Below are 26,867 nucleotides of genomic sequence, written 5' to 3'. Positions count from 1 at the left end.
CTATAATTATACAAAGTTTTAAAAAACGGAAATTACTTTTTAAAAATCACAACTATTTGAAAATTTAATATTTGCAATAAAAATCTTTCTAAACGGCACTTTTAAATCATTCTAAAATAATGTTTTTAATCTAACACTCTTTATATTTTCCGGTCTTAAGCGAAATCGTAATAGTTTTTAAAAATATTATGCGTGCATAGTATAATTATTCCAAATTAAATTCTAAATTTGTAAAAGCATATTATAAATTCAAAATATATACTTATGAAAATACTAGTTTGCATCAGCCATGTGCCTGATACTACTTCAAAAATCAACTTCTCCAATGGCGACTCAGAATTTGATACCAATGGTGTACAATATGTAATTAATCCTAATGACGAGTTTGGTTTAACACGTGCAATTTGGTTTCAGGAACAACAAGGAGCTAACGTAACCGTTGTAAATGTAGGAGGTCCTGATACTGAACCAACTTTACGCAAAGCTTTGGCAATAGGTGCAAACGAAGCGATTCGTGTAAATGCAAATCCTACTGACGGATTTTTTGTTGCAAAACAATTAGCCGAAGTAATCAAAAATGGCGGATACGACTTAGTAATTGCCGGAAAAGAATCTTTAGATTATAATGGCGGAATGGTTCCCGGAATGATTGCCGGAATTTTAGGTTCAAACTTCTTAAATTCCTGCACAAGTTTGACTGTTGATGGTAATAACGTAAAAGCAGTTCGTGAAATCGACGGTGGAAAAGAAACAGTAAGCACTACTCTTCCATTAATCATTGGAGGACAAAAAGGCCTTGTTGAAGAAAAAGATCTTCGTATTCCTAACATGAGAGGAATTATGACAGCAAGAACAAAAGCCCTTACGATTCTTGAGCCTGTTGATGCACCGATAAACACTAAGGCAGTGAAATTTGAAAAACCAGCTCCTAAATCAGCAGTAAAATTAGTTCCTGCAGATAACTTAGATGAGCTAATCAATTTATTACACAACGAAACGAAAGTAATCTAACCGTCAAAAAGTCGAAAGTCAAAAGTCGAAAGTCAAAAGTCGAAAGTCAAAAGTCGAAAGTCAAAAGGGGAAATCAATAATATTTATCTTTATGACTTTACACTTTTAAACTTTATAACTAAAAATAAAAATTATGTCAATATTAATATATGCAGAATCTGCAGAAGGAAAATTTAAAAAAGTAGCTTTTGAATTAGCTTCTTATGCTAAAAAAGTAGCTGAGTCATTAGGCACTACTGTTACGGCTTTGGCTGTAAACATGAGTGATGTTAGCGAATTAGCTAAATACGGGGTTGATAAAGTTTTAAAAGTAAACAATGAGAAATTAGCTGGCTTTACAGCGAAAGCTTACGCTGATGTAATTAAACAGGCAGCTCAAAAAGAAGGGACTAAATTAGTTTTGCTTTCTTCAACAACAGACAGTATTTATCTTTCATCATTGGTAGCCGTTTCTTTAGAAGCCGGTTTTGCTTCAAATGTGGTTGGATTACCAGTTAGTACAGCTCCTTTTCAGGTAAAAAGAAATGCTTTTTCAAACAAAGCTTTCAACATAACAGAAATTAGCACAGATATTAAGGTTCTTGGACTTGCTAAAAACTCTTACGGAATTTTTGAAAGTACAGGATCTGCAACAGAAGAAGATTTTAATCCTACAATCGGAGATAATGATTTTGGTGTAAAAGTAGAATCTGTCGAAAAAGTAAGCGGTAAAGTATCTATCGCTGATGCTGACATTGTAGTTTCTGGTGGACGCGGATTAAAAGGTCCTGAAAACTGGGGATTAATCGAAGATTTAGCTGCTGTATTGGGAGCTGCAACAGCATGCTCTAAACCAGTTTCTGATTTAGGATGGAGACCTCACAGTGAACACGTTGGACAAACAGGCAAGCCAGTTGCCACAAATTTATATATTGCCGTTGGAATTTCAGGAGCTATCCAGCATATCGCAGGTATCAACTCATCAAAAGTAAAAGTGGTTATAAATAGTGATCCCGAAGCTCCTTTCTTTAAAGTAGCAGATTATGGTATAGTAGGAGACGCATTTGAAATCGTGCCAAATTTAATTGAGAAATTAAAAGCTTTTAAAGCACAGCATTCATAATTTAAAAATCTCTATAAAAATATAGCCACCTAAAAACAAGATAATTGTATCTTTGCTTTAGGTGGCTTTTTTGTTCCATATTTTTTGATTAAAATTGCACCTTTATTTCGAATCAAAAAAAGTATTAAAATGAGGTACTAAGTGCCTTTTTTACAAACATATATGAGTCTAGTAAAACTATCAATAAAAGGAATTTCATACAGTCAAACTCAAAATGGCGCTTATGCCTTAATTTTGAACGAAGTCGATGGCGAAAGAAAATTACCAATTGTTATTGGTGCTTTTGAAGCCCAGTCAATCGCTATTGCATTAGAAAAAGAAATTAAACCTCCTCGCCCATTAACACATGATTTATTCAAAAATTTCGCTGAAAGATTTGATATCGTTGTAAAACAAGTCATTATTCACAAATTAGTTGACGGCGTTTTTTATTCAAGTTTAATTTGCGAAAGAGATAAAATCGAAGAAATTATTGATGCAAGAACATCTGATGCAATTGCTTTGGCATTGAGGTTTAGCGCTCCGATTTTTACTTATAAAAATATTTTAGATAAAGCAGGAATTTATTTGAAATCGAATACTGCTGACGCTGATCAGGGTTCTCAGGAACTTGACGATGTACTTTCTAATCCTGAAACTTTTGGGCATGAAGAAGAAACCAATCAATCCGGAGATGTTTATGCTAAACACAGTTTACAAGAGCTAAACGAACTTTTAGATCAGGCTGTTTCTCAGGAAGATTATGAAAAAGCAGCAAAAATAAGAGACGAAATTTCAAGAAGATAATTTTAAGGCTATAAGCCATAAGCTTTAGGCAATAAGCTTAAAGCACAAAACATAAAAAAACAAGCTAAAAGCAATTAGGAAAAAGCCTAAAGCTTATGGCTTAAAGCTTAAAGCAATCATGAAACAATACTTAGACCTGGTAAAACACGTTTTAGAAAACGGCAATCAAAAAGGTGACCGAACCGGAACCGGAACTAAAAGCGTCTTTGGCTACCAGATGCGTTTTGATTTAAGCGAAGGCTTTCCAATGGTCACAACCAAAAAATTACACTTAAAGTCAATTATTTATGAATTGCTTTGGTTTTTAAAAGGAGATACCAATATCAAATACCTACAGGAAAACGGAGTGAAAATATGGGATGCCTGGGCAGACTCAAATGGTGATTTAGGACCGGTTTACGGGCATCAATGGCGCAATTGGAACAGCGAGGAAATCGATCAGATTTCTGAGTTAATTACCGAGTTGAAAACAAATCCAAACAGCCGAAGAATGTTAGTTTCGGCATGGAATCCATCAGTTCTTCCGGATACTAAAAAATCATTTGAGGAAAATGTAGCAAACAATAAAGCTGCCTTACCTCCCTGCCATGCCTTTTTTCAGTTTTATGTAAGCAGTCCGGATCTCGAAAAAGGTGAAACAAAAGGAAAATTATCCTGTCAATTGTACCAACGAAGTGCTGATATCTTTTTAGGCGTTCCTTTTAATATTGCTTCTTATGCTTTATTGACCATGATGATTGCTCAGGTTTGCGATTTAGAATATGGTGAATTTATTCATACTTTTGGTGACGCCCACATTTACAACAATCATTTTGAACAACTGGAATTGCAATTAACACGTGAACCAAAACCATTACCAAAAATGATTTTAAATCCTGAGATTAAAAACATCTTTGATTTTGATTATAATGATTTTACACTTTTAGATTACGAACCACACGCGGGAATAAAAGGAAGTGTTGCTGTATAGTTTTATAAAAAAATCCGCTTAAATTTAAGCGGATTTTTTTATAAAACTAAAACACTATTTTCACTTCCTGCAAAATCATTCCATCTGTATGAATCTGCTTCAGGATCATTCACATACAATCCATCAATTACATACTTAAACTCATAAATAGCATCTTTTACCAAGTCATAAGTAGCTTTAAAAGTTCCGTTTTTTAGTTTACTCAAAGTTCCTTCCTCTATGTTCCAGTTATTAAAATCTCCAACTACAGCCACAGAATTAGCATCTTTCGCTTCAATTGCAAATGTTACTTTACAAACTGGTTTAGTTTTTACAAATTGCTTTTTTAAAGACATAACAGTTTCATTTTTAGGTTTATACCTCAAAGTTCGCAAATTCAGTTCAGTAAACAATGCCTATCGATATGATTTATCATTCTGGCAATTAGAAACATTTTTTTTACAATATCCCTATTTTAAAGCCTTAAAATTTTTGAATTCGGATTTATCGCCAATTTTGAAGCAAATATTATTTATTGAAAATAGTGAGTTCTCAAAATAAATTATAACTTTATATTCTAATTTTTAATAATTTATGGAAAAAGAAGTGCACGAACAATACGAATATGCCCGTAAAAGAATTAGACAAAAAAAAGTATTATATTTTCATTTTGTACTTTTTCTGTTAGGAAGTTTATTCTTATTTGTTGCTGATGTTTTTTTTGGATTACGTATTGGTGAAGAAAAAAATTGGTGTATTTGGATCATTACATTATGGTTTTTTATTTTTATTTTGCACTTCATAAAAATTTACATAACCGATAGATTTATGAATAAAAAATGGGAAAGAGAGCAAATCGAACGCTTAGTTTCACTTCAGCAAAAGAGAATCAATCAATTAGAATCTTCCATAAGTGAAACTCCTGAAAATAATATTTAGTTTTAATATACTATGCTTATAATGATAGCGGCCGTTGCCGAAAACAATGCCTTGGGAAAAAAAAACAAATTAGTTTGGCATCTCCCAAATGATTTTAAAAGATTCAAATCTCTTACGACCAATCACCATATTATAATGGGGAGAAAAACTTTTGAAAGTTTCCCGAAACCGTTACCAAACAGGACACATATTGTAATATCCCGTCAGGAAAATTACAACCCCGGAGGTTGTATTGTGGTTGACAGTATTGAAAAAGCCATTGCACTATGCCCAGAAAATGAAGATTCATATATTATAGGAGGAGGAGAAATTTATACTTTAGGATTACAGTATGCTGATATAATAGAAATAACACGCGTACATCATACTTTTGACGCTGATGCCTTTTTTCCTAAATTTAATGAACGGGAATGGCAATTGGTAGAATCCGAAGAAAACTTCAAAGATGACACCCATCTTTATGACTATACGTATGAAACGTATATCAGAAAATAAAAAAACATCCTCAATTTCTTGAGGATGTTTTTATTTAAATCCAATGATTAGAGCAATGACCTACTCCTGAAACAATATTTGATAACATAAAATAAAAATTACAAATATTAAAAATACTCCGGAAAGGAATATGATAACATTTGATATTTTTTGAGAGTACATCTCAAAAAAACCCTTAATACCAAATACCACGAAGGTACTAAAGGCAAAGAAAATTAAAATTTCCAAAAACAAATTTAATCCTAAGAACGTATTTTGCACTTTAAATATAATACTGCTCTCAAAAACAGTACTTTCAAAACAGCTTACAAGAACAAATGAGATGCTAAGCGCAAAGAGCACCCATTTGATTTGGGTCATTGTATCTCTATTTATCATTGAAAAAATATTAACATTTTTACAGATGCTAAATTGACCAATAAATACGTTACCTACAATACCCACTTTTAGTGATTTTATAACCAAGTCTGAAAAAACATTTTCTATCCTAATTGAGAAACACAATTGCAGTTAAATACTTTATGTTATATTTGCGTAAATAAAAAAAATGTCTGAAAAAATAACTCCGTACAAAAACTCAACATTAGGCAAAAAAGAACAAGTTGCACAAATGTTTGACACTATATCAGGAAATTACGATAATTTAAATCGTGTAATTTCGTTTGGAATAGATGTAAAATGGCGTAAAAAAGTTTTAAAAATAGTTTCTGATTCAAAACCAAAAATCATACTTGACATTGCTACCGGAACCGGAGATCTGGCTATTTTGATGGCACAAAGTAATGCCGAAAAAATTATTGGCCTAGATATTTCAGCCGGAATGCTGGAAGTTGGAAGAAAAAAAGTAGAAGAAAAAAAACTTTCAAACAGAATTGAATTAGTCTTAGCCGATTCTGAAAATATACCTTTTGAGGATAATTATTTTGATGCCATAACTGTTGGCTTTGGTGTTCGAAATTTTGAGAATTTAGAAAAAGGCTTTGCCGAAATTTTAAGAGTTTTAAAACCAGATGGTGTATTTGTAATTTTAGAAACTTCAGTTCCTGTTAAAACACCTTATAAACAAGGATATCGTTTTTACACCAAAAATATACTTCCAATTATCGGAAAATTATTCTCCAAAGATAATTCAGCTTATGGATATTTATCAGAATCTGCAGCTGTTTTTCCTTATGGAGAAGCTTTGAACAATATTTTGAGAAAAATTGGGTTTATAGATGTTGTGGCAATACCGCAAACTTTTGGTGTAGCAACCATATATTCTGCTTCTAAAAAATAGTATGAAAAAAACAGTAATCTTAATTTTATTAGTATTATCGACACAGGGATATTCTCAATTTGCTAAAAGCATGTTTAGCAAAGACCCTATTATTAACCTGGAAAACTGGCAAAAACAACGCCTATACTTTGGGTATTATTTAGGTTTTAACAGCTTTGATTTCAAATTTGATTACAAAGAAGTTGTACAGGATATTCAGGTAAAAAAAACAACAGGGTTTAATGTTGGCGTTGTCGCAGATTTAAGATTGCAGGAATACATCAATTTACGTTTTGAACCAGGTTTGTACTACACAAAACGAGATTTACATTTTGCTAATTTCACTTCAGAAAATGATTATTTAAGAGAAGTTAACAGTACTTACATTCATTTTCCTTTGTTATTGAAGTTTTCAGCTTTACGTACCGGAAATATACGCCCGTTTTTAACTGGAGGACTTTCTACGACTTTAAATTTATCCAGTAATTCAAAATCCAAAGATGATAATTTCGAAGGTACATTTAGAGCTAAAACTTGGAGTTCAGCTTATGAAATTGGCTTCGGTATAGATATCTTCTCAGAATATTTTATTTTTTCGCCATCTATCAGAGGTATGTTTGGCATAACGGATGAATTAATCAGGGACAATAAAACACCTGAAAATCCAAATAGTCCCTGGACAGACAACATAGATTCTATGAAATCGAGAGCAATTTTAATAAATTTTACTTTTCATTAAAACAAAAACCTAACTATTTCGTTTAAACTCACTAAGAACAATAGCGGTGGCGGTGGCTACATTTAAACTTTCGGTTTTTTGTAGTGTCCCAAATCTGGGAATTGTGAGTCGGCTTGTTACCATTTTTTCAATCTCTGCTGAAATACCATTGGCTTCATTACCCATAATAATGATTCCGTTTTGAGACAATACAGATTGATAAATATTTTCACCATTCATAAAAGTTCCAAAAACAGGCAATTTTGCGTTTGTTATAAAAGATTTCAAATCAACATAATTAACATTTACTCTTGTAATAGACCCCATTGTGGCCTGAACTACTTTAGGATTGTAAATATCAACTGTCTCTTTTGAGCAAATAATTTGTTGAATTCCAAACCAGTCGCAAAGCCTTAAAATGGTTCCTAAATTTCCCGGATCACGTATATCGTCTAAAGCTACAATTAAGCCTGAGTCGATTATAGGATTTTCGGCAGGAATTTTGAATACAGCCAAACATGTATTTGGAGTTGACAAAGCACTTATTTTCTTAAGTTCTTGTTCAGTAACAGAAACACGTTTTGAAAACGGAACTGTTTCAAAATCATTTTGTGTGGTAAATAAATGCTCTAATTCAAAATTGGATTGCAACAATTCCTGAATTACTTTTATTCCTTCAGCAAAAAATAATTGATTAGCAAAACGTTGCTTTTTTTGATGTAAACCTGATATAAGTTTTATTTGGTTTTTACTAATCATAAAATAATGTACTTTTGAATTAAATATTTAAAAACACTTGAAAAAGATTTTTACAAAAATAACAGCATTTATTCTAATAGCAATATTTATTTGCGCTTGTAATGCTGTGAAAAGAGTCCCAAACGGAAAAAGCTTACTTACAAAAAATGATATTATTGTAAATGGCAAATCTACAAATGATGAAACCGCTTCGAATCAAATGTATCAAAAACCTAATAGTAATTTATTAGGATATAAGCTGCGATTAAATCTATATAACCTGGCGAAATTAAATCCCGATTCTTCCTATCAGGCAAAATTTAAAAACAACCCTGGCAAATACGAACGTCAGTCGAAAATATTATCTGCTAAGCAAGTTGATCGTCTTGGCCAATCTTTTTTGTACAAAGGAATTCATGAGTTCTTAAAAAAAACCGGTGAAGCTCCTGTAATTATTGATACCTCAAAAACTAAAAAAACTTTACTTCGCTTAAAATCTTATTATTTTAACAACGGATATTTTAATGTAGCAACGAATTACAACATAGACAGCGTAGGTTATAAAAAGGCAAAAATCAACTACAATATTACAACCGGACCTGTTTATACATTAGACTCTATCAGAACCCGTATTAGCACTCCGGCTTTAGATTCATTATATCTAAAAAATCCTGAGCCTTCTGTTTTAAAATCAGGAAATCAATTTAAAACAAGTGATTTTGAAGAAGAAAAAAATCGTATTACTACCTATTTTAGAAATCACGGTGCCTACTTTTTTCAACCCACTTATGTGACTTTCGACGTTGACACTATTGGTAAAAAAAACAAAGCAGATATAAATCTAATTATTAAAAACAACAGCATACAAGAAAAGGATTCCAGCAGAACAGAACCTTTTAAATTGTATAAAATAAGTGACGTTAATATTTATACTGATTATTCTCCCGCACGTGCAAAAAGCCAAATTAAGGACAGCACTACCTACAACAACTTTAATTTGTATAGTTATGACAAATTAAAATACAAACCCCGCGCTATTACAGATGCGATTTTTATTACCAAGGGCGGTACTTATGCTGATTTTAGAACTACTCTTTCAACACGTTATTTAAACAATCTGAAAATTTTCAATTATCCATCGATACAATACGAAGTTGACAAACGGGATTCTACATCACAATCATTAATTGCAAAAGTTTATTTAACGCCAAGAAAAAAATACAGTTTTGGAGCTACTTTAGATTTAACCCATTCCAATATCCAGGATTTTGGAATTGGAGCCAGTGTTTCAGAAACAATTCGAAATGTCTTTAACAGAGCTGAAACCTTAGAAATTTCTGCGCGTGCAAATATAGGCTCATCAAAAGACATGGCGAATCCTAATGATAATTTCTTTAATGTTTCTGAATATGGAGTTGACATGAAACTTAATTTTCCGAGAATTTTAATGCCTTTTGGCACTGAAAAGATTATTCCAAAAAGCATGATTCCATCTACATCAATAGCGGCTGGTTTTTCTAAACAAAGAAACATAGGACTGGACAAAGAAAGTTTCACCGGAGGCCTATCCTATCTTTGGTCTCCAAAAAGATATAATTCTGCAAAATTAGACTTACTAAATGCACAATATGTTCGTAACCTAAACCCTGCTAATTATTTTAGGGTTTATACTTCTTCTTATGATGAGCTAAATAAAATTGCTAAAATTTACAACACCAATTCTTCGTATGTTGAAAATGGAAATTTACTTATAAATTATGGTTCGACAGGCTTCACGAATGATGTATTATCGGGTACTATTCCTGCATTACAACCTGGTGTAAATGATTATGAAAACATAAAAAGCATTGAAGAAAGAAGAGTTCGACTTACCGAAAATGATTTTATTTTAGCCACCAGTTATACGTTTACCAAAACAACCAAAAAGGATTTAGCAGATAATACCTTTTATCAATTTAAAACCAAAATAGAATCTGCAGGTACTTTGTTATCGGCTATTTCAAATGTGGCAAGTTTACCAAAAAATTCAAATGGCGATTACGAGATCTTTAATCTCGCATATTCAGAATATCTAAAAACTGAATTTGACTACATCAAGCACTGGGATTTTGGAAAAGAAAAAGTATTGGCTGTGAGAAGCTTTTTTGGAATAGCAATTCCTTTTGGAAACTCAGATTACATTCCTTTTTCGCGAAGTTATTATTCCGGAGGATCAAATGACAATCGTGCATGGCAACCTTATGCATTGGGCCCCGGAAGTACAAATGCCGTAAATGATTTTAATGAAGCCAATATGAAAATCGCTCTTAGTGGCGAATTTAGGTTCAAAATTTTCGGAGATGTAAAAGGAGCCATTTTTGCAGACGCCGGAAATATCTGGAATGTTCTCGATAATGTAACTGATGAAAAAGCAAAATTCTCCAGCTTAAACGATTTCGAAGAAATTGCTTTAGGATCTGGATTTGGTTTACGGTACGATTTAAGCTTTTTTGTTATTCGTTTAGATTTAGGCTTTAAGACCTATAATCCCTCGCATGACAAGGGAGACAGATGGTTTAAAGAATACAATTTTGGGCACTCGGTTTTAAATTTTGGGATAAATTATCCTTTCTAATGCTAATTAATTCTTATTTTTGCAACCTAAAAACCTAAAAACAACTAAAAAAAATTACAATGGCACACAATATTAAACCAGGAGTGGCTACAGGAGATCAAGTACAGGAAATCTTTAATTATGCAAAAGAAAAAGGTTTTGCACTTCCTGCAGTAAACGTAACAGGCTCAAGTACAATCAATGGAGTTCTTGAAACTGCTGCAAAACTTAACGCACCGGTTATCATTCAATTTTCAAATGGAGGAGCACAATTCAACGCTGGAAAAGGATTATCTAATGCAGGTGAAAAAGCAGCAATAGCTGGTGGAATCGCAGGAGCAAAACACATTCATACTTTAGCAGAAGCCTACGGTGCAACTGTAATTTTACATACTGACCACTGCGCAAAAAAATTATTGCCTTGGATTGATGGTTTATTGGATGCTTCTGAAAAACATTTTGCAGAAACAGGAAAACCATTATTCAGTTCTCACATGATCGATTTGTCTGAGGAGCCAATCGAAGAGAACATTGAAATCTGTAAAGAGTATTTGGCAAGAATGAGCAAAATGGGAATGACATTAGAAATCGAGCTTGGTATTACAGGTGGTGAAGAAGATGGTGTTGACAACTCTGATGTAGACAGCTCAAAATTATATACGCAGCCAGAAGAAGTTGCTTATGCTTACGAAGAATTATCTAAAATAAGCCCTAAATTTACAATTGCTGCTGCTTTTGGAAATGTTCACGGTGTTTACAAACCAGGAAACGTAAAATTGACTCCAAAAATCTTAAAAAATTCTCAGGATTTCGTTCAAAACAAATTCAACACTGGTCATAATCCGGTAGATTTCGTTTTCCACGGAGGTTCAGGTTCTACACTTGAAGAAATCAGAGAAGGAATTAGCTACGGAGTTATCAAAATGAACATCGATACAGATTTACAATTTGCATACACTGAAGGAATTCGTGATTATATGGTTAAAAATCTTGAGTATTTGAAATCTCAAATCGGTAACCCTGAAGGTGCAGATGTTCCAAACAAAAAATATTATGACCCAAGAAGATGGGTTCGTGAAAGCGAAGTGACATTCAACGCAAGACTTGAGCAAGCTTTTGCAGATTTGAATAACGTAAATACACTTTAAATTTTAGATTTCCAGATTCCGGTTTTCTAAAACAGAAGCCCGGAATCTTGATTTTAAATCAGTTTTTGAAAATCTAAACTTTAAAATCTACATTCTTAAAATTAAAAAAATGGCTTGGTTTAAAAGACAGGAAAAAGGGATTACGACTGCTACAGAAGATAAGATGGACGTTCCGAAAGGTTTGTGGTACAAATCTCCTACCGGAAAAATTATTGACGCTGATGAATTAGCGAGAAACTTATTCGTAAGTCCTGAAGATGATTTTCACGTTAGAATTGGAAGCGCAATCTATTTTGAAATTTTATTCGACAACAATGAATTTGTTGAGCTGGATAAAAACATGACATCAAAAGACCCTTTGCATTTTGTGGATACAAAAAAATATGCAGAGCGTTTGAAAGATGTAATGGAAAAAACGCATCTTAAAGACGCTGTTCGTACTGGAGTAGGAAAATCGAAAGGAAAAGAACTTGTAATCTGCTGTATGGATTTCGCTTTTATCGGTGGATCTATGGGAGCAGTTGTAGGTGAAAAAATCGCAAGAGGTATTGATCATGCAATCAAAAACAAATTACCTTTTGTAATGATTTCTAAGTCTGGCGGAGCCCGTATGATGGAAGCTGCTTATTCTTTAATGCAATTGGCAAAAACTTCTGTAAAATTAGCACAGCTTGCCGAAGCTGGCTTACCATACATTTCTTTATGTACCGATCCAACTACTGGTGGAACAACTGCTTCTTACGCTATGCTGGGAGATATTAATATTTCTGAACCGGGTGCTTTAATTGGTTTTGCAGGACCTCGCGTGGTTCGTGATACTACAGGAAAAGATTTACCGGAAGGTTTCCAAACTGCTGAATTCCTTTTAGAACATGGTTTCCTTGATTTTATTACACCTAGAAAAGATTTAAAAGATAAGATCAACTTATATATTGATTTGATTCAGAATAATAGTATTAGATAGTTTTTCAAACTTCCTAACATATAAAATCCCATTTGCTTCGGCTGATGGGATTTTTTTATATCTTTAATTTAAATCTTAGTTTATGAAAAGAGCTTTTATTGGGTTTATAATTTGTTTATTTATTTTGAATTGTGGTAAGAAAGAAAGCCCTAAGCACAATACGCCTTATATAATTTCGGAAAAAGATATTAAACCGGAAAAATTAAAAGAAACAAAAAACAAACATAATAACATCCAGCACCCACCACCTCCACCACCACCTATTCCAGGTTGGTTAACTTATGGAACAAATACTTTTATTATTGATTCTGATTCCAAAATATATTACTTCCAGGGAGAAAAAATAGGATTCATTTGTGGTACTGGTTCCCAAAACGATACAATTCCACACTTTATAAATTTACAGCCTAAAGATTTAATTGAAATCCCAAGTAACAGCATATCCGATTTTGTAAAACTGAATTATAAAGATGATTTTCGAAATCTCACTTTTGTTTCATCAAAATTAGACACTTTAAAGTCTGAAAGTTTTTTCAATTTAATTAACGCTTTAGAATCTTCTTTAAAAGATCGCGATTTTTATTACATAGGAAGAACTACTCAAGAAGAAGACACTGTTCTTAAATACAAGAAAACTAATAAATATTATTCATCGGAAAATATTAAATGGGATAAAAAAAGAATTACATTTCCTGAACAAGTTAAATTTATAAAACCTCCAATTCGAATCAAAAACTTAAAGAATTAACAATTATTTCATAACTCTTTTACATTACATTCCTGTACGAATAGCTTCAACAGGATCTAAATTTGCAGCTGAAATTGCCGGCAATATTCCAGAAATTAATCCAATAAGGGCAGCCAGAGTTGTCCCTAAAATTATATTTCCAAAACTTAAGACAAATTCAAAATCCAGTACTTTTGTTAAAATAAGTGCAATTCCCCAAACCATCAGTAAACCGATAATACCTCCAATCACGGAAAGAATTATGGCTTCGAATAAAAACTGAAATAAAATGAATCGGTTTTTAGCACCCAGTGATTTTTGTATTCCAATTAAATTGGTTCTTTCTTTTACGGATACAAACATGATATTCGCAATTCCAAATCCTCCAACTAAAAGCGAAAATCCGCTGATAATCCATCCTACAACATTCATCTGACCCAAAATTCCATCAATAAAATCGGTAAATCCGGAAAGTACATTGATAAAGAAATTATCCATCTCCCCTGCTTTCATTCCGCGAATTGCTCTTAGTTTTTGTGCGACTTCAGCTTTGTAAGCATCCATATCGATACCCTTAACCGGCTTTAAAACAATTACAGGTGTCATTGCATCACTGTCTCCGTACATTCGACGTAAAAAATTAGCCGGAAAATAAACCGAAGTATCATTGCTGTCTCCAAAAAATCCCGCTCCTTGTTTTGTCATTACACCAATAACAGTAAAGCGCTGTCCGTACAAACGAATATTTTTCCCTACAGGATCACTTTCTCCAAAAAGTCCATTAGCAATATCATAACCTAAAACAATTACAGGAGTTCCGGAATTTGATTCAGATTCATTATAAAATCTTCCTTTGTCAAAACTCAATCCGTCAATATCAACCATTTCGAAAGAAGAAGGGATCATATTTACATCTGCGACAGTTTTCGAATCGTATTTTAAACTTTCACGATTTACAAAAAGCTGATACCCTACCTGATCTGTATTATTAAGAGAATTTTTAAGAGCGATATACTCATCATATTTTACATTTGGAAACTGCTCTCTCTTCCATTGTGGAATTTCAGATGGACCAAAGTTATATTTCATTAAATAAATCGTATTTTTATCTAAACTGCTCAAATCTTTAGAAATTTTTCTATCTAAAGAATCCACAGCAGCAAGTACAGCAATGATCGAAAAAATACCAATTGTCACGCCTAATAATGACAATAAAGTTCGTAACTTATTATTTCGCAAAGCATTAATTGCAAAACTCAGACTTTCTTTTAATAACCTAAGATAAAGTAGCATATTTTGGTTTTTTCCGATAAAGTAAAATTCAATAAATTTAAATCAAAAACCTAACAAAAGGTAACTAACTCATCAGTAGATTTTTTTAAGAGAATGTTACAAGAATTCCTTTAAATATATTATCAAAAAAAACTACTTTTGCAGTCTGAAAATTATAACTACACAATGAGCACAACTAAAACAATACAATCAGCATTAATATCTGTTTTTTCGAAAGATGGATTAGAGCCAATCGTTAGAAAATTACACGAACAAAACGTTACTCTTTACTCGACTGGCGGAACTGAAGATTTCATTAAAAACCTTGGTATTCCGGTAGTTCCTGTTGAAGATATCACTTCATTCCCTGAAATTCTTGGTGGAAGAGTAAAAACGTTGCATCCGAAAATTTTTGGCGGAATATTAAATCGTCAGGACAATGAAAGTGACGTTCAGCAAATGAAAGAATTTGACATTCCACAGATTGATTTGGTAATTGTTGATTTATATCCTTTTGAAAAAACGGTTGCTTCAGGTGCAAGCGAACAAGATATTATTGAAAAAATTGATATTGGCGGAATTTCATTAATCCGTGCCGGTGCAAAAAACTTTAAAGATACTGTAATCGTAGCTTCAGTAAACGAATATAGATTACTTTTAGATTTGATTACAGAACAAAATGGAGCAACAACTCTTGAAAACAGAAGATTGTTGGCAACAAAAGCTTTCCATGTTTCTTCTCATTACGATGGAGCAATTTTTAATTATTTCAACACAGACGAAACGATCTATAAAGAAAGTATCGCTGACGGACAAGTTTTAAGATATGGCGAAAACCCACACCAAAAAGGATTTTTCTTTGGAGATTTTGATGCTATGTTCAAAAAAGTTCACGGTAAAGAATTGTCATATAATAATTTATTAGATGTTGATGCTGCTGTTAACTTAATTTCTGAATTTAAAACTGATGGGCCAACATTTGCTATTTTAAAACATAATAATGCTTGTGGTTTAGCTTCAAGAAAAACAATCAGTGAAGCTTATTTAGCAGCTTTGGCTTGTGACCCAACTTCTGCTTTTGGAGGAGTTTTGATTGCTAACACGAAAATTGATTTAGCTACAGCTCAGGAAATTAATAAATTATTCTGCGAAGTTGTAATAGCTCCTGCATATGATGATGAAGCAATTACAGTTCTACAAGAAAAGAAAAACAGAATCATATTAGTTCAAAATGAAGTTGAATTACCTTCAAGACAAGTAAGAACATGTCTTAATGGTTTGTTAATTCAGGACAGAAATAATATTACAGATACTAAAGAGCATTTAAAAACCGTTACAATTACAGAACCTACTGCTTCAGAAATTGAGGATTTAATATTTGCTTCCAAAATTTGTAAAAACACCAAATCGAATACGATAGTTTTTGCAAAAAACGGAACATTAATTTCGTCAGGAACAGGTCAGACTTCAAGAGTTGATGCTTTGGTTCAGGCAGTTGATAAAGCAAAAGCTTTTGGATTTGATTTAACGGGAGCTTCTATGGCAAGCGATGCATTTTTCCCTTTTCCGGATTGTGTTGAATTAGCCAAAAAAGCAGGAATAACAGCAGTAATTCAGCCAGGTGGCTCAATAAAAGATGAATTAAGCATAAATTATTGCAACGAAAATAATCTTGCAATGGTATTTACAGGAACACGTCATTTTAAACATTAATTTGTTTAACTTTGTTCGATAATTATTTATAACATTTTAAACCCCTAACAAACTTATGGGATTTTTTGATTTCATGACCGAGGATATTGCGATAGACCTTGGTACCGCAAACACTTTAATCATTCATAATGATAAAGTTGTTATTGATAGCCCATCTATCGTTGCACGCGATAGAATTTCTGGCAAAATCATTGCTGTTGGTAAAGAAGCCAACATGATGCAAGGTAAAACGCATGAAAACATCAAGACCATAAGGCCTTTGAAGGATGGTGTAATTGCCGATTTTGATGCTTCAGAAAAAATGATCAATATGTTCATTAAAAGTATTCCGGCATTAAAGAAAAGAATGTTTACTCCTGCTTTACGAATGGTAGTATGTATTCCTTCCGGTATTACTGAAGTTGAGATGCGTGCTGTAAAAGAATCTTGTGAAAGAGTAAACGGAAAAGAAGTTTATTTGATTCACGAGCCAATGGCAGCAGCAATTGGTATTGGTATCGATATCATGCAGCCAAAAGGAAACATGATTGTAGATATAGGTGGTGGTACAACTGAAATTGCAGTTATCGCTTTAGGTGGAATTGTATGTGACAAATCTGTAAAAATTGCGGGTGACGTTTTCACAAATGACATTGTTTATTATATGCGTACCCAGCACAACCTTTTTGTTGGAGAAAGTACCGCAGAGAAGATAAAAATTCAAATTGGAGCTGCTATTGAAGATTTAGAAAGTCCTCCAGAAGACATGTCAGTTCAGGGTAGAGATTTACTTACCGGTAAACCAAAACAAGTTGATGTATCTTACCGCGAAATTGCCAAAGCATTAGACAAATCAATTCAGCGTATCGAAGATGCTGTAATGGAAACTTTATCTCAAACGCCTCCTGAATTAGCTGCTGATATTTACAACACTGGTATTTATTTAGCTGGTGGAGGATCAATGTTAAGAGGTCTTGATAAACGTATTTCACAAAAAACAGATTTACCTGTTTACATCGCCGAAGATCCATTAAGAGCAGTTGTTCGCGGAACAGGAATGGCACTTAAAAACATTGCAAAATTTAAAAGTATCTTAATCAAGTAAGATAAAAATAACAATCAAAATATTTTTATTAGAGTCAAATTGAATCATTTGACTCTAATAAAATTTGAACCCAAAGCATATCCTGAAACAAAATAACCGAACAAGAAATGCAGCAAATTTTTAATTTCATTATAAGAAACAGTAATCGATTGCTGTTTTTGCTGCTTTTAGGTATTTCGTTGGCACTCACAATCCAATCTCACTCTTTTCACAGAAGCAGAATGATCAGTTCTGCTAACTTTATTAGCGGCGGCGTTTATGAAAAAATAAACAATGTAAATGAGTATTTGAATTTGAGAACTGAAAATGACGAACTGGTACTTGAAAACGCAAGATTAAAAAGTCTTTTATTTAACAAAGAAGATACCACCAAAGCACCAATGATTGATAGCATTAGAGGTGTTAAACCAGCTGATATCATTGTTTCGAAAGTAATTCATAATTCATACAGTACACATGAAAACTATATTACTTTGAATTCCGGATCAAACGAAGGAGTCAAACAAGATATGGGGGTAATAAATAGTTTAGGCATTATTGGTATTGTAGACAATACTTCACCAAATTACTCAACCGTGATTAGCATTCTGAATATGAAATCACAAATTAATGCAAAACTAAAAAAATCAAATCATTTTGGTTCTCTAACCTGGGATGGAAAAAGCACAGGTACTGTACAATTAACCGATGTTCCCAGACTGGCTTCTGTTAGAAAAGGAGATACTATTGTTACAGGTGGGCAATCTGTAATTTTCCCTGAAAACATTAATATTGGCGTAGTTGATAAATATTATACCAACACAAAAACTACATTCTACACCATTGATGTCAAATTATTTAACGACATGACTAATTTAGGACATGTTTATATAATTAAAAGTAAGGGAAGGGAAGAACTTATTAATTTAGAAAACAAAAACAAGGAAAAAGATGAATAGCACATTGTTAGTCAATATTTTTCGATTTATTATGTTACTCGCAATTCAGATTGTTATTTTTAATAATATGAATTTCCTGGGATACATAAGTCCTTTCCCGTATATTCTATATATCATTTTATATCCAGTAAACAGTAACAGAACCGGTTTAATAATTTCCAGTTTTTTATTAGGCCTTACTATGGACATGTTCTGTAATTCAGGTGGAATTCACGCCGCTTCATGCGTAATTTTATCGTATTACAGACCTTATATTTTTAAGTTTTCCTTCGGATTAAGTTATGAATATCAAACTATAAAACTAAATGAGTCATTGACACCTGAACGATTTTCATTCATTTTGGTTTCTGTTTTACTACACCATATAGTATTATTTATTCTGCTGGCCTTTGAATTTAAATTCATCTTGGATATTTCACTCAGAACCCTATTCAGTTCTGTTTTCACGATACTTATTTCTATCATAATTATATATCTTATTAAGCCAAATAAACGATGAGAAAAGTCCTGCTGCCCACTTTAATTATTATTGCAGCATCTTTGCTAGTGATCAGGATATTTTATTTGCAGGTTATTGATGATTCTTTCAAATTGAAATCAGAAAATAATGCTATTAAAATAAAATATGATTATCCTGAACGTGGCTATATTTACGACAGATATGGAAAACTGCTTGTTGCAAATCAGTCTTCTTATGATATCATGGTAATTCCGAGAGATATTAAAGACGATCTTAATATTGCTGAATTCTGTGAGTTATTACATATTACAAAAGAAGATTACGAAAAAAGAATAGCAAAAGCAAGGGTTTACAGCCCTAGATTACCATCTGTTTTTTTAGCACAACTTAATAAATCAGAATTTGCCGCTTTTCAGGAGAAAATAAGAAAATATGAGGGCTTCTATTTTCAAAAACGTTCTTTACGTGATTATGAAGTAGATTATGGTGCCAATATTTTTGGCTTTATCACACAGGTAGACGAAAGACTGATTGCAAAAAACCCTTATTACAATAGTGGCGATTTAATTGGTAAACAAGGTGTTGAACAAAGTTACGAAGAAATCCTGAGAGGTATTAAAGGCGTAAAATATATCCAAAAAGACAAGTATAATCGAGAAATTGGTTCCTATAAGGATGGGAAGTACGATACTATTGCGGTACAAGGAGAAGATATTAATTTAACTATTGATGCTGAACTTCAAAAATACGGCGAAGAATTAATGATCAATAAACGAGGTGGTATTGTTGCTCTTGAACCTAAAACAGGTGAAATTCTGGCACTTGTTACCGCTCCTTCATATGATCCAGGTATTTTAGTTGGAAGGCAGCGTTCTAAAAACTATACGCTGTTATATCATGATTCTATAGCAAAACCTTTATATGACAGAGGACTGTTAGCAGAGTATCCGCCAGGCTCACCTTTTAAAATCTTAACCGGCTTAGTTGCATTACAAGAAGGCGTAATCAATGAGCAGACTACTTTTATGTGTCATCACGGTTTTAGCTACGGAAGAGGACGTTTTATGAAATGCCATGGTTTTGGACCGCATCAATTACATAATGGTATCTATAATTCATGTAATACCTATTTTGCCCAATCTTACATGCTTACCATTAACAAATACAATAATCCAGCAAAGGCAGTGGATGTTTGGAGCGATCACGTTAAAAGTTTTGGACTTGGTCAGTTTATGGGCTATGATTTGCCAACCGGTAAAAGAGGAAATATTCCTACTTCAAAAACGTATAAAAAAATATATCCTAATGGAGGCTGGCGAAGCACTACGATTGTATCAAATGCAATTGGTCAGGGGGAAGTTTTGATGACTCCAATTCAATTAGCAAATATGATGGCAACCGTTGCCAATCAGGGATATTATTATACGCCTCACATTATCAAAAAAATAGAGGGCAAAAAGATTGACGCAAAATTTACTACTAAACACGTAACAACCATTGATAAAAAATATTTCCCCCCTGTTATTAGTGGACTGTTCGATGTTTATAATCTAGGTACTGCTCATGGTTTAAATGTGCCCGGAATTGATATTTGTGGAAAAACGGGTACAGCTGAAAATTATGCCAAAATAAACGGTAAAAGAGAAAAACTTAAAGATCACTCTATTTTTGTGGCTTTTGCACCTAAAGATAATCCGAAAATAGCCATTGCCATTATGATTGAAAATGGAGGATTTGGAGCAACAGTAGCAGGTCCAATTGCGAGTTTAATGATTGAAAAATATTTAAAAAGAAAAATTTCAAGAACCGATTTAGAAGTTAGGGTTTTAAACAAAAGTTTACAAAGTGAATATGCAAAATTAGGCGGCCTTTCAGAAGTTATTAAGAAAGATCTAAGAACAAAGGACTCTATTGCAAATGTCATTAAGCTAGATATACAAAGAAAAGATTCTATCGCAAAAAGCAAAAAAATAATTTCAAAAACTAAAGTAGATTCTATCAAACGAAATTAATAAGGACTTCCATTTCAAATGAAAAATCAAAGCGTAAAAAATAATATTGATTGGATAAGTGTTATTATCTACAGTGTTCTGGTTATTCTGGGTTGGCTAAATATATATTCATCTTCCCTTTCTTCTACAGAAGGCACTTATGAGAAGCAGTTAATATTTATCGCCTGTACTATCCCATTAATTTTCATTGTTTTGTTTGTTGATGGAAAATTCTATGAAAAATATGCCAGTATTATTTTTGGGGTTTCACTATTATCATTGGCCGGATTATTTCTCTTTGGAAAAACAATTGCCGGACAAAGATGCTGGTATGCCATAGGAAGTTTTACACTTCAGCCTTCAGAATTTGCAAAAGCAGCTACATCATTGGCATTGGCTAAATATCTAAGCGACACACAGATTAATTTGAAAGAAACTAATCGCCAAATTCAGGCACTTGCCATAATATTTCTGCCTGTAATTTTGATTTTACCACAACCAGATCCCGGGAGCGCTTTAATTTACAGTATTTTCATCATTGTATTATATCGGGAAGGTCTTCCATCCTGGTATGTGTGGACAGGTTTTATCACTATCCTTTTATTTGTATTAACACTCATTTTAGAACCTTACGTTGTTATTTTACTTGCATTGGCGGTACTTATTATTATATATTTTAAAGGACGGACAGTTGATCGAAACATTATATTAAGCAGCATACTTCTGGCTATTATTTCGGCTTTTGTTTTTTCTGTAAATTATGTTTTTGAGCATGTGTTTAAACAACATCACAGAGACCGTTTCAACATATTATTAGGAAAAACGGTTGATATGAAAGGTATTGGATACAATACTAATCAATCTGAAATTGCTATTGGATCTGGTGGGTGGCTTGGAAAAGGGTTTTTAGAAGGAACCCAAACAAAAGGTGGTTTTGTCCCTGAACAGCACACAGATTATATATTTACAACTGTGGGTGAAGAATGGGGTTTTGCCGGTTCTTTTATTGTTATTGCCTTATTTGCCGGATTACTTTTAAGAATTATTTATTTAGCCGAAAGGCAAAAAACAAAATTCAGCAGGGTATACGGATATTGTGTTGCAGGAATTTTATTCATTCACTTTTTTGTAAACATTGCCATGGTAGTCGGTATTTTTCCAACAATTGGAGTTCCTCTGCCTTTCTTTTCTTATGGTGGCTCCGGACTATGGGGATTTACGATTTTACTTTTTATATTCTTAAAAATGGATGCCAATAAAGTCAATGAATGGTAACCAAAAAAATAAAAAAATCCGAAGCCTAAACTTCGGATTTTTCATTACATATAACTTAAAATTTCTTTTTTATAAGCATCATACTCTCCCTGCAGAATCAAGCCATTATCCAATAACTTTTTATAATTCTGTAATTTATCAAAAAGTTCTTCTTTTGACAAATCACTTAGTTTGCGTTCCCCAGTTGAAGCAGGAATTGGCTGGATTGTCTCAAAAGTTTCATACGGAGTTGTTGCCGGAATAATTTCTGCAAAATTTGACACTTCTTCTGTTTCAACCTCTTCAATATCATCTTCAACAATGCTTTCGCTTTCTACTTCTGGCTTTGCATTTTCAAAAACCGGCGCTTCAATAGTTACCGGATTTTTTAGCAAATCTAATTGTTCTTTTGCGTAAGTATATATTTTTCTAGCCTGAATTTTTGGGATATAATCTATCGAAATCGAGAAATCAGTATTTGTGTTAAATGAGAATTCTGAGCCCAGAATATTTTCTTTTACAAAAGCACCAGCTATATTGTCCCAGGTATAATCTGTAAAATCCATCGAAAGCCCTAAATTTTTAGGCTCACAAATAATAATTCTTTTATTCGTTAATACAATACTGTCAGGAAAAACAGTAATTGCTGGTTTTTTTTGAACCGCGATATACCCTACTTCTTCTCCCTTCATTAATAAATCACTGAGTTTTGAAGTAATTTTTTCAATTGCTTTCGGATCTTGTTCTTCGTTCAGAAATTTTTTAAATTGTTCTTTCATATTCTATAAACTACTAAGTTGCAAATTAATTGAGTGTTATGTTTTTGACATTCCTTACAAATGTAATGCCTAATTTTCTAATTGCTCCGCCCGTTCGGTAAAATTTTACTCCGGGTCGATAATTTCATTCTGAATTTTCTTTGTCAAACTTTTGAAAACCAATTCGTACGAATGATCAATAAGTTCTTTAACAAAAGATGTCGGTAAATTTCCGTTTAATGCAATCGTATTCCAATGCACTTTGCTCATGTGAAATCCCGGTTTAATTTCGTCATATTCTGCCCTGAGTTCCTGCGCACGTTCCGGATCACATTTCAAATTAGCTGAAGCTTCATTCTTTTCCCATTGTGATAAAGAAGATAAGGCAAACATTTTTCCGCCAACCTTAAACACCAGAGTATCTTCATCAAAAGGAAAATGTTCTGTTACGCCTTTTTTAGAAAGGCAATATTCGTAATATGTTTCTAAATTCATGATTGCTTATTTACCAATTTCACCTAAATGAGTGTATTTAAAACCTTTTTCATATTTGAGACCATAACCAAAAATCCGATCCATTGCAGAATGTGAAAGTAAAATAATTCCGGCTAATTGCAAGTCTTCAATTTTAAAATACGAACCTAAAATATAAAATAAAACTGCAATTCCTTTATGATGAAATACATTATAAAAAAATGCTCCGCTTTTGTTTCCCAATATATAACCCAGCATCGATATATCAGGAACTAAAATTAAAACTAAAAACCACCACCATTCAAAACTTAAAAGACTAAACAAGTAGACTCCCAGAGCAAATAAAGCAGTTTCCTCTAATTTAATAATTGTATTCATCATAATATTTTTTCCATCATTTTTTCAGGATGACTTAGTTTAGCAAATCCGAATTTCTCATATAAAAAATGCGCATCTGTTGTTGCAAGACGCCAGATTTTAATATCTTTCAGCAACGGCTCATTCATCATATTCTTAATTAAAATCGATGAATATCCCTTTCGACGATGCTCTTCCGTAATAAAAACATCCATTACATATCCAAAAACAACATAATCTGTAATTACTCTTGCAAAACCAATTTGTTTGCCATCCAAATAAATTCCAAAACAAACCGAAGCATCAATTGTAGTCTGTACTTCTTCTATTGTTCTTCCGGCAGCCCAGTAAATATCTTTTAGAAAATTTTGAATGAACAAAATATCAAGTTTGCTTTTATCTGTAGAAACGGTAATCTGATTCATATTTTTGGAACATTCTATTCTTTTAAACAATTTTTTTAAGCTGTTTCGTATTCATTACATTTTCATTTCTTTATCGTTTTTAATTGGCTGAAAAAAAACGAAGAGCACTACTAAAGTTACAGTTGAAAGTTTGAAATAGCATACAAAACAGGCTTGCTGGGACTTGCATCATTTTCAAAAGAAGCAATTTGCAGATTGAGCAAATAGTCCCCATCCTGAATTTCGTTTGGTACAAAAATCATTTCTGTAATTGTCGCATCTAAACGCGCATCGCTGTTTAAATTATGTGTATCCTTAACATTCCAAAAAGCTTTGTGTGCCAATAATTTCCCTTCATCATGCTCACGATCAACACTTGGCAAGTCAATTAACAAATGCTGAATTTCGCTTTCGCGGATAAAAATCGCGGCTTCTTCAGACAAATAGGGAGGACTTGTATTTGAATACTTTCTTGATTTTTTATCTTTTAGATTGGGAAGCGTTCTGATGATAATCGCTTCTGTTTTTGAAAAACCCGAAACATTCATAACTTTTGAAATCTGCTCTTTCGTAATCACAAAATCTTCTCCCATTTTTTCAGGCTCAACAGTAATTAATCTCGCAAAAAAGAAAAACTTTTTTAAAGACTGATTTATACTGTAAAAATCTTTGGTAATATGTCCCAGACATTCTGTATGTGTACCGTGCCCATGCGGGTTAAAAAAGATATTATTGAAGTTGGTAGATGATTTCCCTTCAGAAACTTTCCCAATCCAGTCACCAAAAACTACTGGTTCAATAGCTGGTTTTTCGATGTACCACGCAATTGGATTTTCCTCAGTATTTGTTAACGGAATAGAAATATCAATAGGCTTTGATAAGTCGATTTCAAAATTGCTGATTTTTGCTATCATATTGTTTAACCGCAAGGTTTATTATTCTTCCAAATTTAAGTAAAAGAGATCACTTGCTATTCCATCGGTTAAGAATTTTCCTTTAGCTGTAGGTTGCAAAATATTATTTTCAATCGAAACCAAGTCATCATTTAAAAATTTCTTGCTTTGTTTTTGCAAATAATTCAAATAATCCAAGCCAAATTCATTCTCTATTCGATCTAATGAAACACCCCAAATAGTTCGTAAACCTGTCATAATATATTCATTATAACGATCTGAAACGGTTAGAATTTCAGTTTCTATAGGCAAAACATTTTCCTGAATAGATTTTAAGTACAACGAATTATTGGCGACATTCCAGCCTCTTTTTTTTCCATCATAGCTATGCGCCGAAGGGCCTATTCCTATGTATTTTTTTCCTAACCAGTAAGCCGAATTGTTTTTGGAGAAATAATTTTCTTTTCCAAAATTCGATAACTCGTAGTGAATGAAACCATTGTTTTGAAGTATTTCAACCAAAATCATAAAATGATTTGAAGCTGCTTCATCTTGCGGTTCAGCAATTTTTCCGGTTTGAATTAATTTGCTCAAAGCTGTTTTCGGTTCAACCGTCAGAGCGTAACTCGAAATATGCGGAATGCCAAAATCCAAAGCAGTCTGAATATTCTGTTTCCACATTTTGTCGCTCATTCCAGGGATTCCGTAAATCAAATCGAGCGAAATGTTCTCGAAGTATTTTGTCGCTTCTTCCAGACATTTTTTGGCTTCCGCCGAATTATGAGCACGATTCATCATCTTCAAATCGTCTTCATAGAAAGACTGAATTCCAATACTGAGACGATTTACAGGACTTTTAGACAATTCTAAAATTCGTTCTGAAGACAAATCATCAGGATTTGCCTCAAGTGTAATTTCAGGTTTTTTGGTGACTTTGTAATTCCTGTAAACTTCTGAAATCAAAAAGTTGATTTCTTCATTACTTAAAACAGATGGTGTTCCTCCTCCAAAATATATCGTTTCTACAATCTCATTTTCAAACTCATTTTTACGCATGGCAATTTCTTTAGACAATGCCAAAACCATATCGTCTTTCTTTTTCATTGAAGTCGAAAAATGAAAGTCGCAATAATGGCAAGCTTGTTTGCAAAAAGGGATATGAATGTAAATTCCAGACATAAAATTATTATTTAATAAACTGAATATTCTTAATAAAGTATAAAATATTTATTAGTTTTGGCCAAATCTATAAATTATATCATGAAAAAAATTACTCAGTTGCTTCTTATTTTACCATTTTTATTATTTTCTTGTTCTTCAGATGATAGTTCAGAAAATAATGAGCCAAATCCTGGTACATCACCTGAATTTGCTATGACTGCTACAATTAACGGAAAGTCATTTAAAGCAAATAATCCTTTCGGGACAAACTTGTATTCTTCAACTAATATCTGGTCTTATTATCCTAAAGCAGACTTTGTGATGCTTCAAGGAAGACAAGGAGGTATTTTGGGTAATCCAGAAATCAATATTTGGTTAAAAAGAACAGATATTAAGGTTGGAACTTACAAATTTACTACAGATCAAGACAATCCAATTAGTCATGCAATCGACTTAACAGACAGCGAAACAAATGAATTGGAGTATACAAAAGAAGGTTCGATTACTATAACCGAAATTAACTCACAAAAGAAAGTTGTAAAAGGGAAATTTAATTTCACAACTTCTTCAACTTACACAGATCAAAAAGACACAAATTATACTGTTACAGATGGTACATTTAATTATCAGTACGAGGATATAAAATAATATTTACAATTTTTACACATTAGCCAGATTGA

The 26,867-nt window shown here is 32.7% G+C and carries 28 protein-coding genes; 19 read left to right on the top strand and 9 right to left on the bottom strand.

The features are described 5' to 3' along the window. Nucleotides 1-264 precede the first annotated feature (264 nt). From JE46_RS05630 to JE46_RS05615, 4 genes are all read left to right on the top strand, one after another. Nucleotides 265-1,011 (top strand): electron transfer flavoprotein subunit beta/FixA family protein, encoded by a 747-nt coding sequence (locus JE46_RS05630; protein WP_031454283.1) that lies wholly within the window; start codon nucleotides 265-267, stop codon nucleotides 1,009-1,011. 133 nt (nucleotides 1,012-1,144) lie between these two features. Beyond that, on the top strand, nucleotides 1,145-2,113 hold the full coding sequence (locus tag JE46_RS05625) for an electron transfer flavoprotein subunit alpha/FixB family protein (RefSeq protein WP_031454282.1): 969 nt from the start codon (nucleotides 1,145-1,147) through the stop codon (nucleotides 2,111-2,113). Between the two features lie 162 nt (nucleotides 2,114-2,275). Then, nucleotides 2,276-2,899, top strand: coding sequence for a bifunctional nuclease family protein (locus JE46_RS05620; protein ID WP_031454281.1), 624 nt, complete (start codon nucleotides 2,276-2,278; stop codon nucleotides 2,897-2,899). A gap of 118 nt (nucleotides 2,900-3,017) precedes the next feature. Beyond that, nucleotides 3,018-3,869, top strand: a complete 852-nt coding sequence (locus JE46_RS05615; protein WP_031454280.1) for a thymidylate synthase — start codon at nucleotides 3,018-3,020, stop codon at nucleotides 3,867-3,869. 38 nt (nucleotides 3,870-3,907) lie between these two features. Here the strand turns inward: JE46_RS05615 and JE46_RS05610 are convergent, their stop codons facing one another. Beyond that, nucleotides 3,908-4,204, bottom strand: coding sequence for an isoamylase early set domain-containing protein (locus JE46_RS05610; protein WP_031454279.1), 297 nt, complete (start codon nucleotides 4,202-4,204; stop codon nucleotides 3,908-3,910). A 238-nt stretch (nucleotides 4,205-4,442) separates the two neighbouring features. Between JE46_RS05610 and JE46_RS05605 the strand changes: the two genes are divergently transcribed. The 4 genes from JE46_RS05605 to porT all read left to right on the top strand — a co-directional run bounded on the left by JE46_RS05605 (nucleotide 4,443) and on the right by porT (nucleotide 7,279). Beyond that, on the top strand, nucleotides 4,443-4,787 hold the full coding sequence (locus JE46_RS05605; protein WP_031454278.1) for a 2TM domain-containing protein: 345 nt from the start codon (nucleotides 4,443-4,445) through the stop codon (nucleotides 4,785-4,787). Between the two features lie 12 nt (nucleotides 4,788-4,799). Next, nucleotides 4,800-5,282, top strand: a complete 483-nt coding sequence (locus JE46_RS05600; RefSeq protein ID WP_031454277.1) for a dihydrofolate reductase — start codon at nucleotides 4,800-4,802, stop codon at nucleotides 5,280-5,282. 547 nt (nucleotides 5,283-5,829) lie between these two features. Next, nucleotides 5,830-6,561 (top strand): bifunctional demethylmenaquinone methyltransferase/2-methoxy-6-polyprenyl-1,4-benzoquinol methylase UbiE, encoded by a 732-nt coding sequence (ubiE, locus tag JE46_RS05590; protein ID WP_031454275.1) that lies wholly within the window; start codon nucleotides 5,830-5,832, stop codon nucleotides 6,559-6,561. 1 nt (nucleotide 6,562) lies between these two features. Continuing rightward, nucleotides 6,563-7,279, top strand: a complete 717-nt coding sequence (gene porT, locus JE46_RS05585; RefSeq protein ID WP_031454274.1) for a type IX secretion/gliding motility protein PorT/SprT — start codon at nucleotides 6,563-6,565, stop codon at nucleotides 7,277-7,279. Nucleotides 7,280-7,288: 9 nt separating this feature from the next. Here the strand turns inward: porT and JE46_RS05580 are convergent, their stop codons facing one another. Further along, entirely contained in the window at nucleotides 7,289-8,017 is a 729-nt protein-coding gene (locus JE46_RS05580) for a TrmH family RNA methyltransferase (protein ID WP_031454273.1), read from the bottom strand. A 37-nt stretch (nucleotides 8,018-8,054) separates the two neighbouring features. On the opposite strand from JE46_RS05580, the gene tamL reads away from it, so the two are divergent. From tamL to JE46_RS05560, 4 genes are all read left to right on the top strand, one after another. Beyond that, nucleotides 8,055-10,610, top strand: a complete 2,556-nt coding sequence (gene tamL / locus JE46_RS05575) for a translocation and assembly module lipoprotein TamL (RefSeq protein WP_031454272.1) — start codon at nucleotides 8,055-8,057, stop codon at nucleotides 10,608-10,610. Between the two features lie 59 nt (nucleotides 10,611-10,669). Then, nucleotides 10,670-11,737, top strand: coding sequence for a class II fructose-bisphosphate aldolase (gene fbaA / locus JE46_RS05570; protein WP_031454271.1), 1,068 nt, complete (start codon nucleotides 10,670-10,672; stop codon nucleotides 11,735-11,737). Nucleotides 11,738-11,846: 109 nt separating this feature from the next. Further along, the gene (gene accD, locus JE46_RS05565) at nucleotides 11,847-12,701 is read left to right on the top strand and encodes an acetyl-CoA carboxylase, carboxyltransferase subunit beta (RefSeq protein WP_031454270.1); all 855 of its coding nucleotides are present in this window, start codon (nucleotides 11,847-11,849) and stop codon (nucleotides 12,699-12,701) included. A gap of 82 nt (nucleotides 12,702-12,783) precedes the next feature. Continuing rightward, nucleotides 12,784-13,449 (top strand): hypothetical protein, encoded by a 666-nt coding sequence (locus JE46_RS05560; RefSeq protein ID WP_031454269.1) that lies wholly within the window; start codon nucleotides 12,784-12,786, stop codon nucleotides 13,447-13,449. 24 nt (nucleotides 13,450-13,473) lie between these two features. Here the strand turns inward: JE46_RS05560 and JE46_RS05555 are convergent, their stop codons facing one another. Further along, on the bottom strand, nucleotides 13,474-14,721 hold the full coding sequence (locus tag JE46_RS05555) for an ABC transporter permease (protein ID WP_031454268.1): 1,248 nt from the start codon (nucleotides 14,719-14,721) through the stop codon (nucleotides 13,474-13,476). 165 nt (nucleotides 14,722-14,886) lie between these two features. Here JE46_RS05555 and purH point away from each other — a divergent pair, with 165 nt between their 5' ends. The 6 genes from purH to rodA all read left to right on the top strand — a co-directional run bounded on the left by purH (nucleotide 14,887) and on the right by rodA (nucleotide 22,161). After that, nucleotides 14,887-16,413, top strand: a complete 1,527-nt coding sequence (gene purH / locus JE46_RS05550) for a bifunctional phosphoribosylaminoimidazolecarboxamide formyltransferase/IMP cyclohydrolase (protein WP_031454267.1) — start codon at nucleotides 14,887-14,889, stop codon at nucleotides 16,411-16,413. A 55-nt stretch (nucleotides 16,414-16,468) separates the two neighbouring features. After that, a complete protein-coding gene (locus tag JE46_RS05545) occupies nucleotides 16,469-17,497 on the top strand; it encodes a rod shape-determining protein (protein ID WP_031454266.1) in 1,029 nt (342 codons plus the stop codon). A 107-nt stretch (nucleotides 17,498-17,604) separates the two neighbouring features. After that, nucleotides 17,605-18,435, top strand: a complete 831-nt coding sequence (gene mreC / locus JE46_RS05540; protein ID WP_031454265.1) for a rod shape-determining protein MreC — start codon at nucleotides 17,605-17,607, stop codon at nucleotides 18,433-18,435. After that, nucleotides 18,428-18,934 carry a rod shape-determining protein MreD gene (locus JE46_RS24475; protein WP_083480847.1) on the top strand — a complete coding sequence of 169 codons (507 nt, stop codon included), beginning with the start codon at nucleotides 18,428-18,430 and terminating at the stop codon, nucleotides 18,932-18,934. The genes mreC and JE46_RS24475 overlap by 8 nt, the downstream gene beginning before the upstream one ends. Further along, nucleotides 18,931-20,907, top strand: a complete 1,977-nt coding sequence (mrdA, locus tag JE46_RS05535; RefSeq protein ID WP_031454264.1) for a penicillin-binding protein 2 — start codon at nucleotides 18,931-18,933, stop codon at nucleotides 20,905-20,907. The genes JE46_RS24475 and mrdA overlap by 4 nt, the downstream gene beginning before the upstream one ends. Nucleotides 20,908-20,925: 18 nt before the next feature. After that, nucleotides 20,926-22,161: a rod shape-determining protein RodA gene (gene rodA, locus JE46_RS05530; RefSeq protein WP_031454263.1), complete on the top strand. Its 1,236-nt coding sequence runs from the start codon at nucleotides 20,926-20,928 to the stop codon at nucleotides 22,159-22,161. A 44-nt stretch (nucleotides 22,162-22,205) separates the two neighbouring features. On the opposite strand, the gene JE46_RS05525 is transcribed toward rodA, so the two are convergent. The 6 genes from JE46_RS05525 to hemW all read right to left on the bottom strand — a co-directional run bounded on the left by JE46_RS05525 (nucleotide 22,206) and on the right by hemW (nucleotide 26,205). After that, nucleotides 22,206-22,919 carry a PH domain-containing protein gene (locus JE46_RS05525; RefSeq protein WP_031454262.1) on the bottom strand — a complete coding sequence of 238 codons (714 nt, stop codon included), beginning with the start codon at nucleotides 22,917-22,919 and terminating at the stop codon, nucleotides 22,206-22,208. Between the two features lie 105 nt (nucleotides 22,920-23,024). Continuing rightward, complete coding sequence (locus JE46_RS05520; protein WP_031454261.1) at nucleotides 23,025-23,393, bottom strand: MmcQ/YjbR family DNA-binding protein; 369 nt, start codon at nucleotides 23,391-23,393, stop codon at nucleotides 23,025-23,027. A gap of 6 nt (nucleotides 23,394-23,399) precedes the next feature. Beyond that, the gene (locus tag JE46_RS05515; protein ID WP_031454260.1) at nucleotides 23,400-23,750 is read right to left on the bottom strand and encodes a DUF4260 domain-containing protein; all 351 of its coding nucleotides are present in this window, start codon (nucleotides 23,748-23,750) and stop codon (nucleotides 23,400-23,402) included. Further along, nucleotides 23,750-24,154 (bottom strand): GNAT family N-acetyltransferase, encoded by a 405-nt coding sequence (locus tag JE46_RS05510; RefSeq protein WP_031454259.1) that lies wholly within the window; start codon nucleotides 24,152-24,154, stop codon nucleotides 23,750-23,752. The genes JE46_RS05515 and JE46_RS05510 overlap by 1 nt, the downstream gene beginning before the upstream one ends. Nucleotides 24,155-24,270: 116 nt before the next feature. Further along, nucleotides 24,271-25,047, bottom strand: a complete 777-nt coding sequence (locus tag JE46_RS05505; protein ID WP_031454258.1) for a cyclase family protein — start codon at nucleotides 25,045-25,047, stop codon at nucleotides 24,271-24,273. Between the two features lie 21 nt (nucleotides 25,048-25,068). Continuing rightward, nucleotides 25,069-26,205 (bottom strand): radical SAM family heme chaperone HemW, encoded by a 1,137-nt coding sequence (gene hemW / locus JE46_RS05500; RefSeq protein ID WP_031454257.1) that lies wholly within the window; start codon nucleotides 26,203-26,205, stop codon nucleotides 25,069-25,071. An 81-nt stretch (nucleotides 26,206-26,286) separates the two neighbouring features. Between hemW and JE46_RS05495 the strand changes: the two genes are divergently transcribed. Further along, complete coding sequence (locus tag JE46_RS05495) at nucleotides 26,287-26,835, top strand: DUF6252 family protein (RefSeq protein ID WP_031454256.1); 549 nt, start codon at nucleotides 26,287-26,289, stop codon at nucleotides 26,833-26,835. Nucleotides 26,836-26,867: the final 32 nt, after the last annotated feature.

This window comes from Flavobacterium chungangense LMG 26729, assembly GCF_000735715.2.
Classification (GTDB): Bacteria; Bacteroidota; Bacteroidia; order Flavobacteriales; family Flavobacteriaceae; genus Flavobacterium; species Flavobacterium chungangense.
The sequence above is the reverse complement of the archived record's forward strand: the minus strand, read 5'-3'. Positions and strand labels throughout refer to the sequence as shown.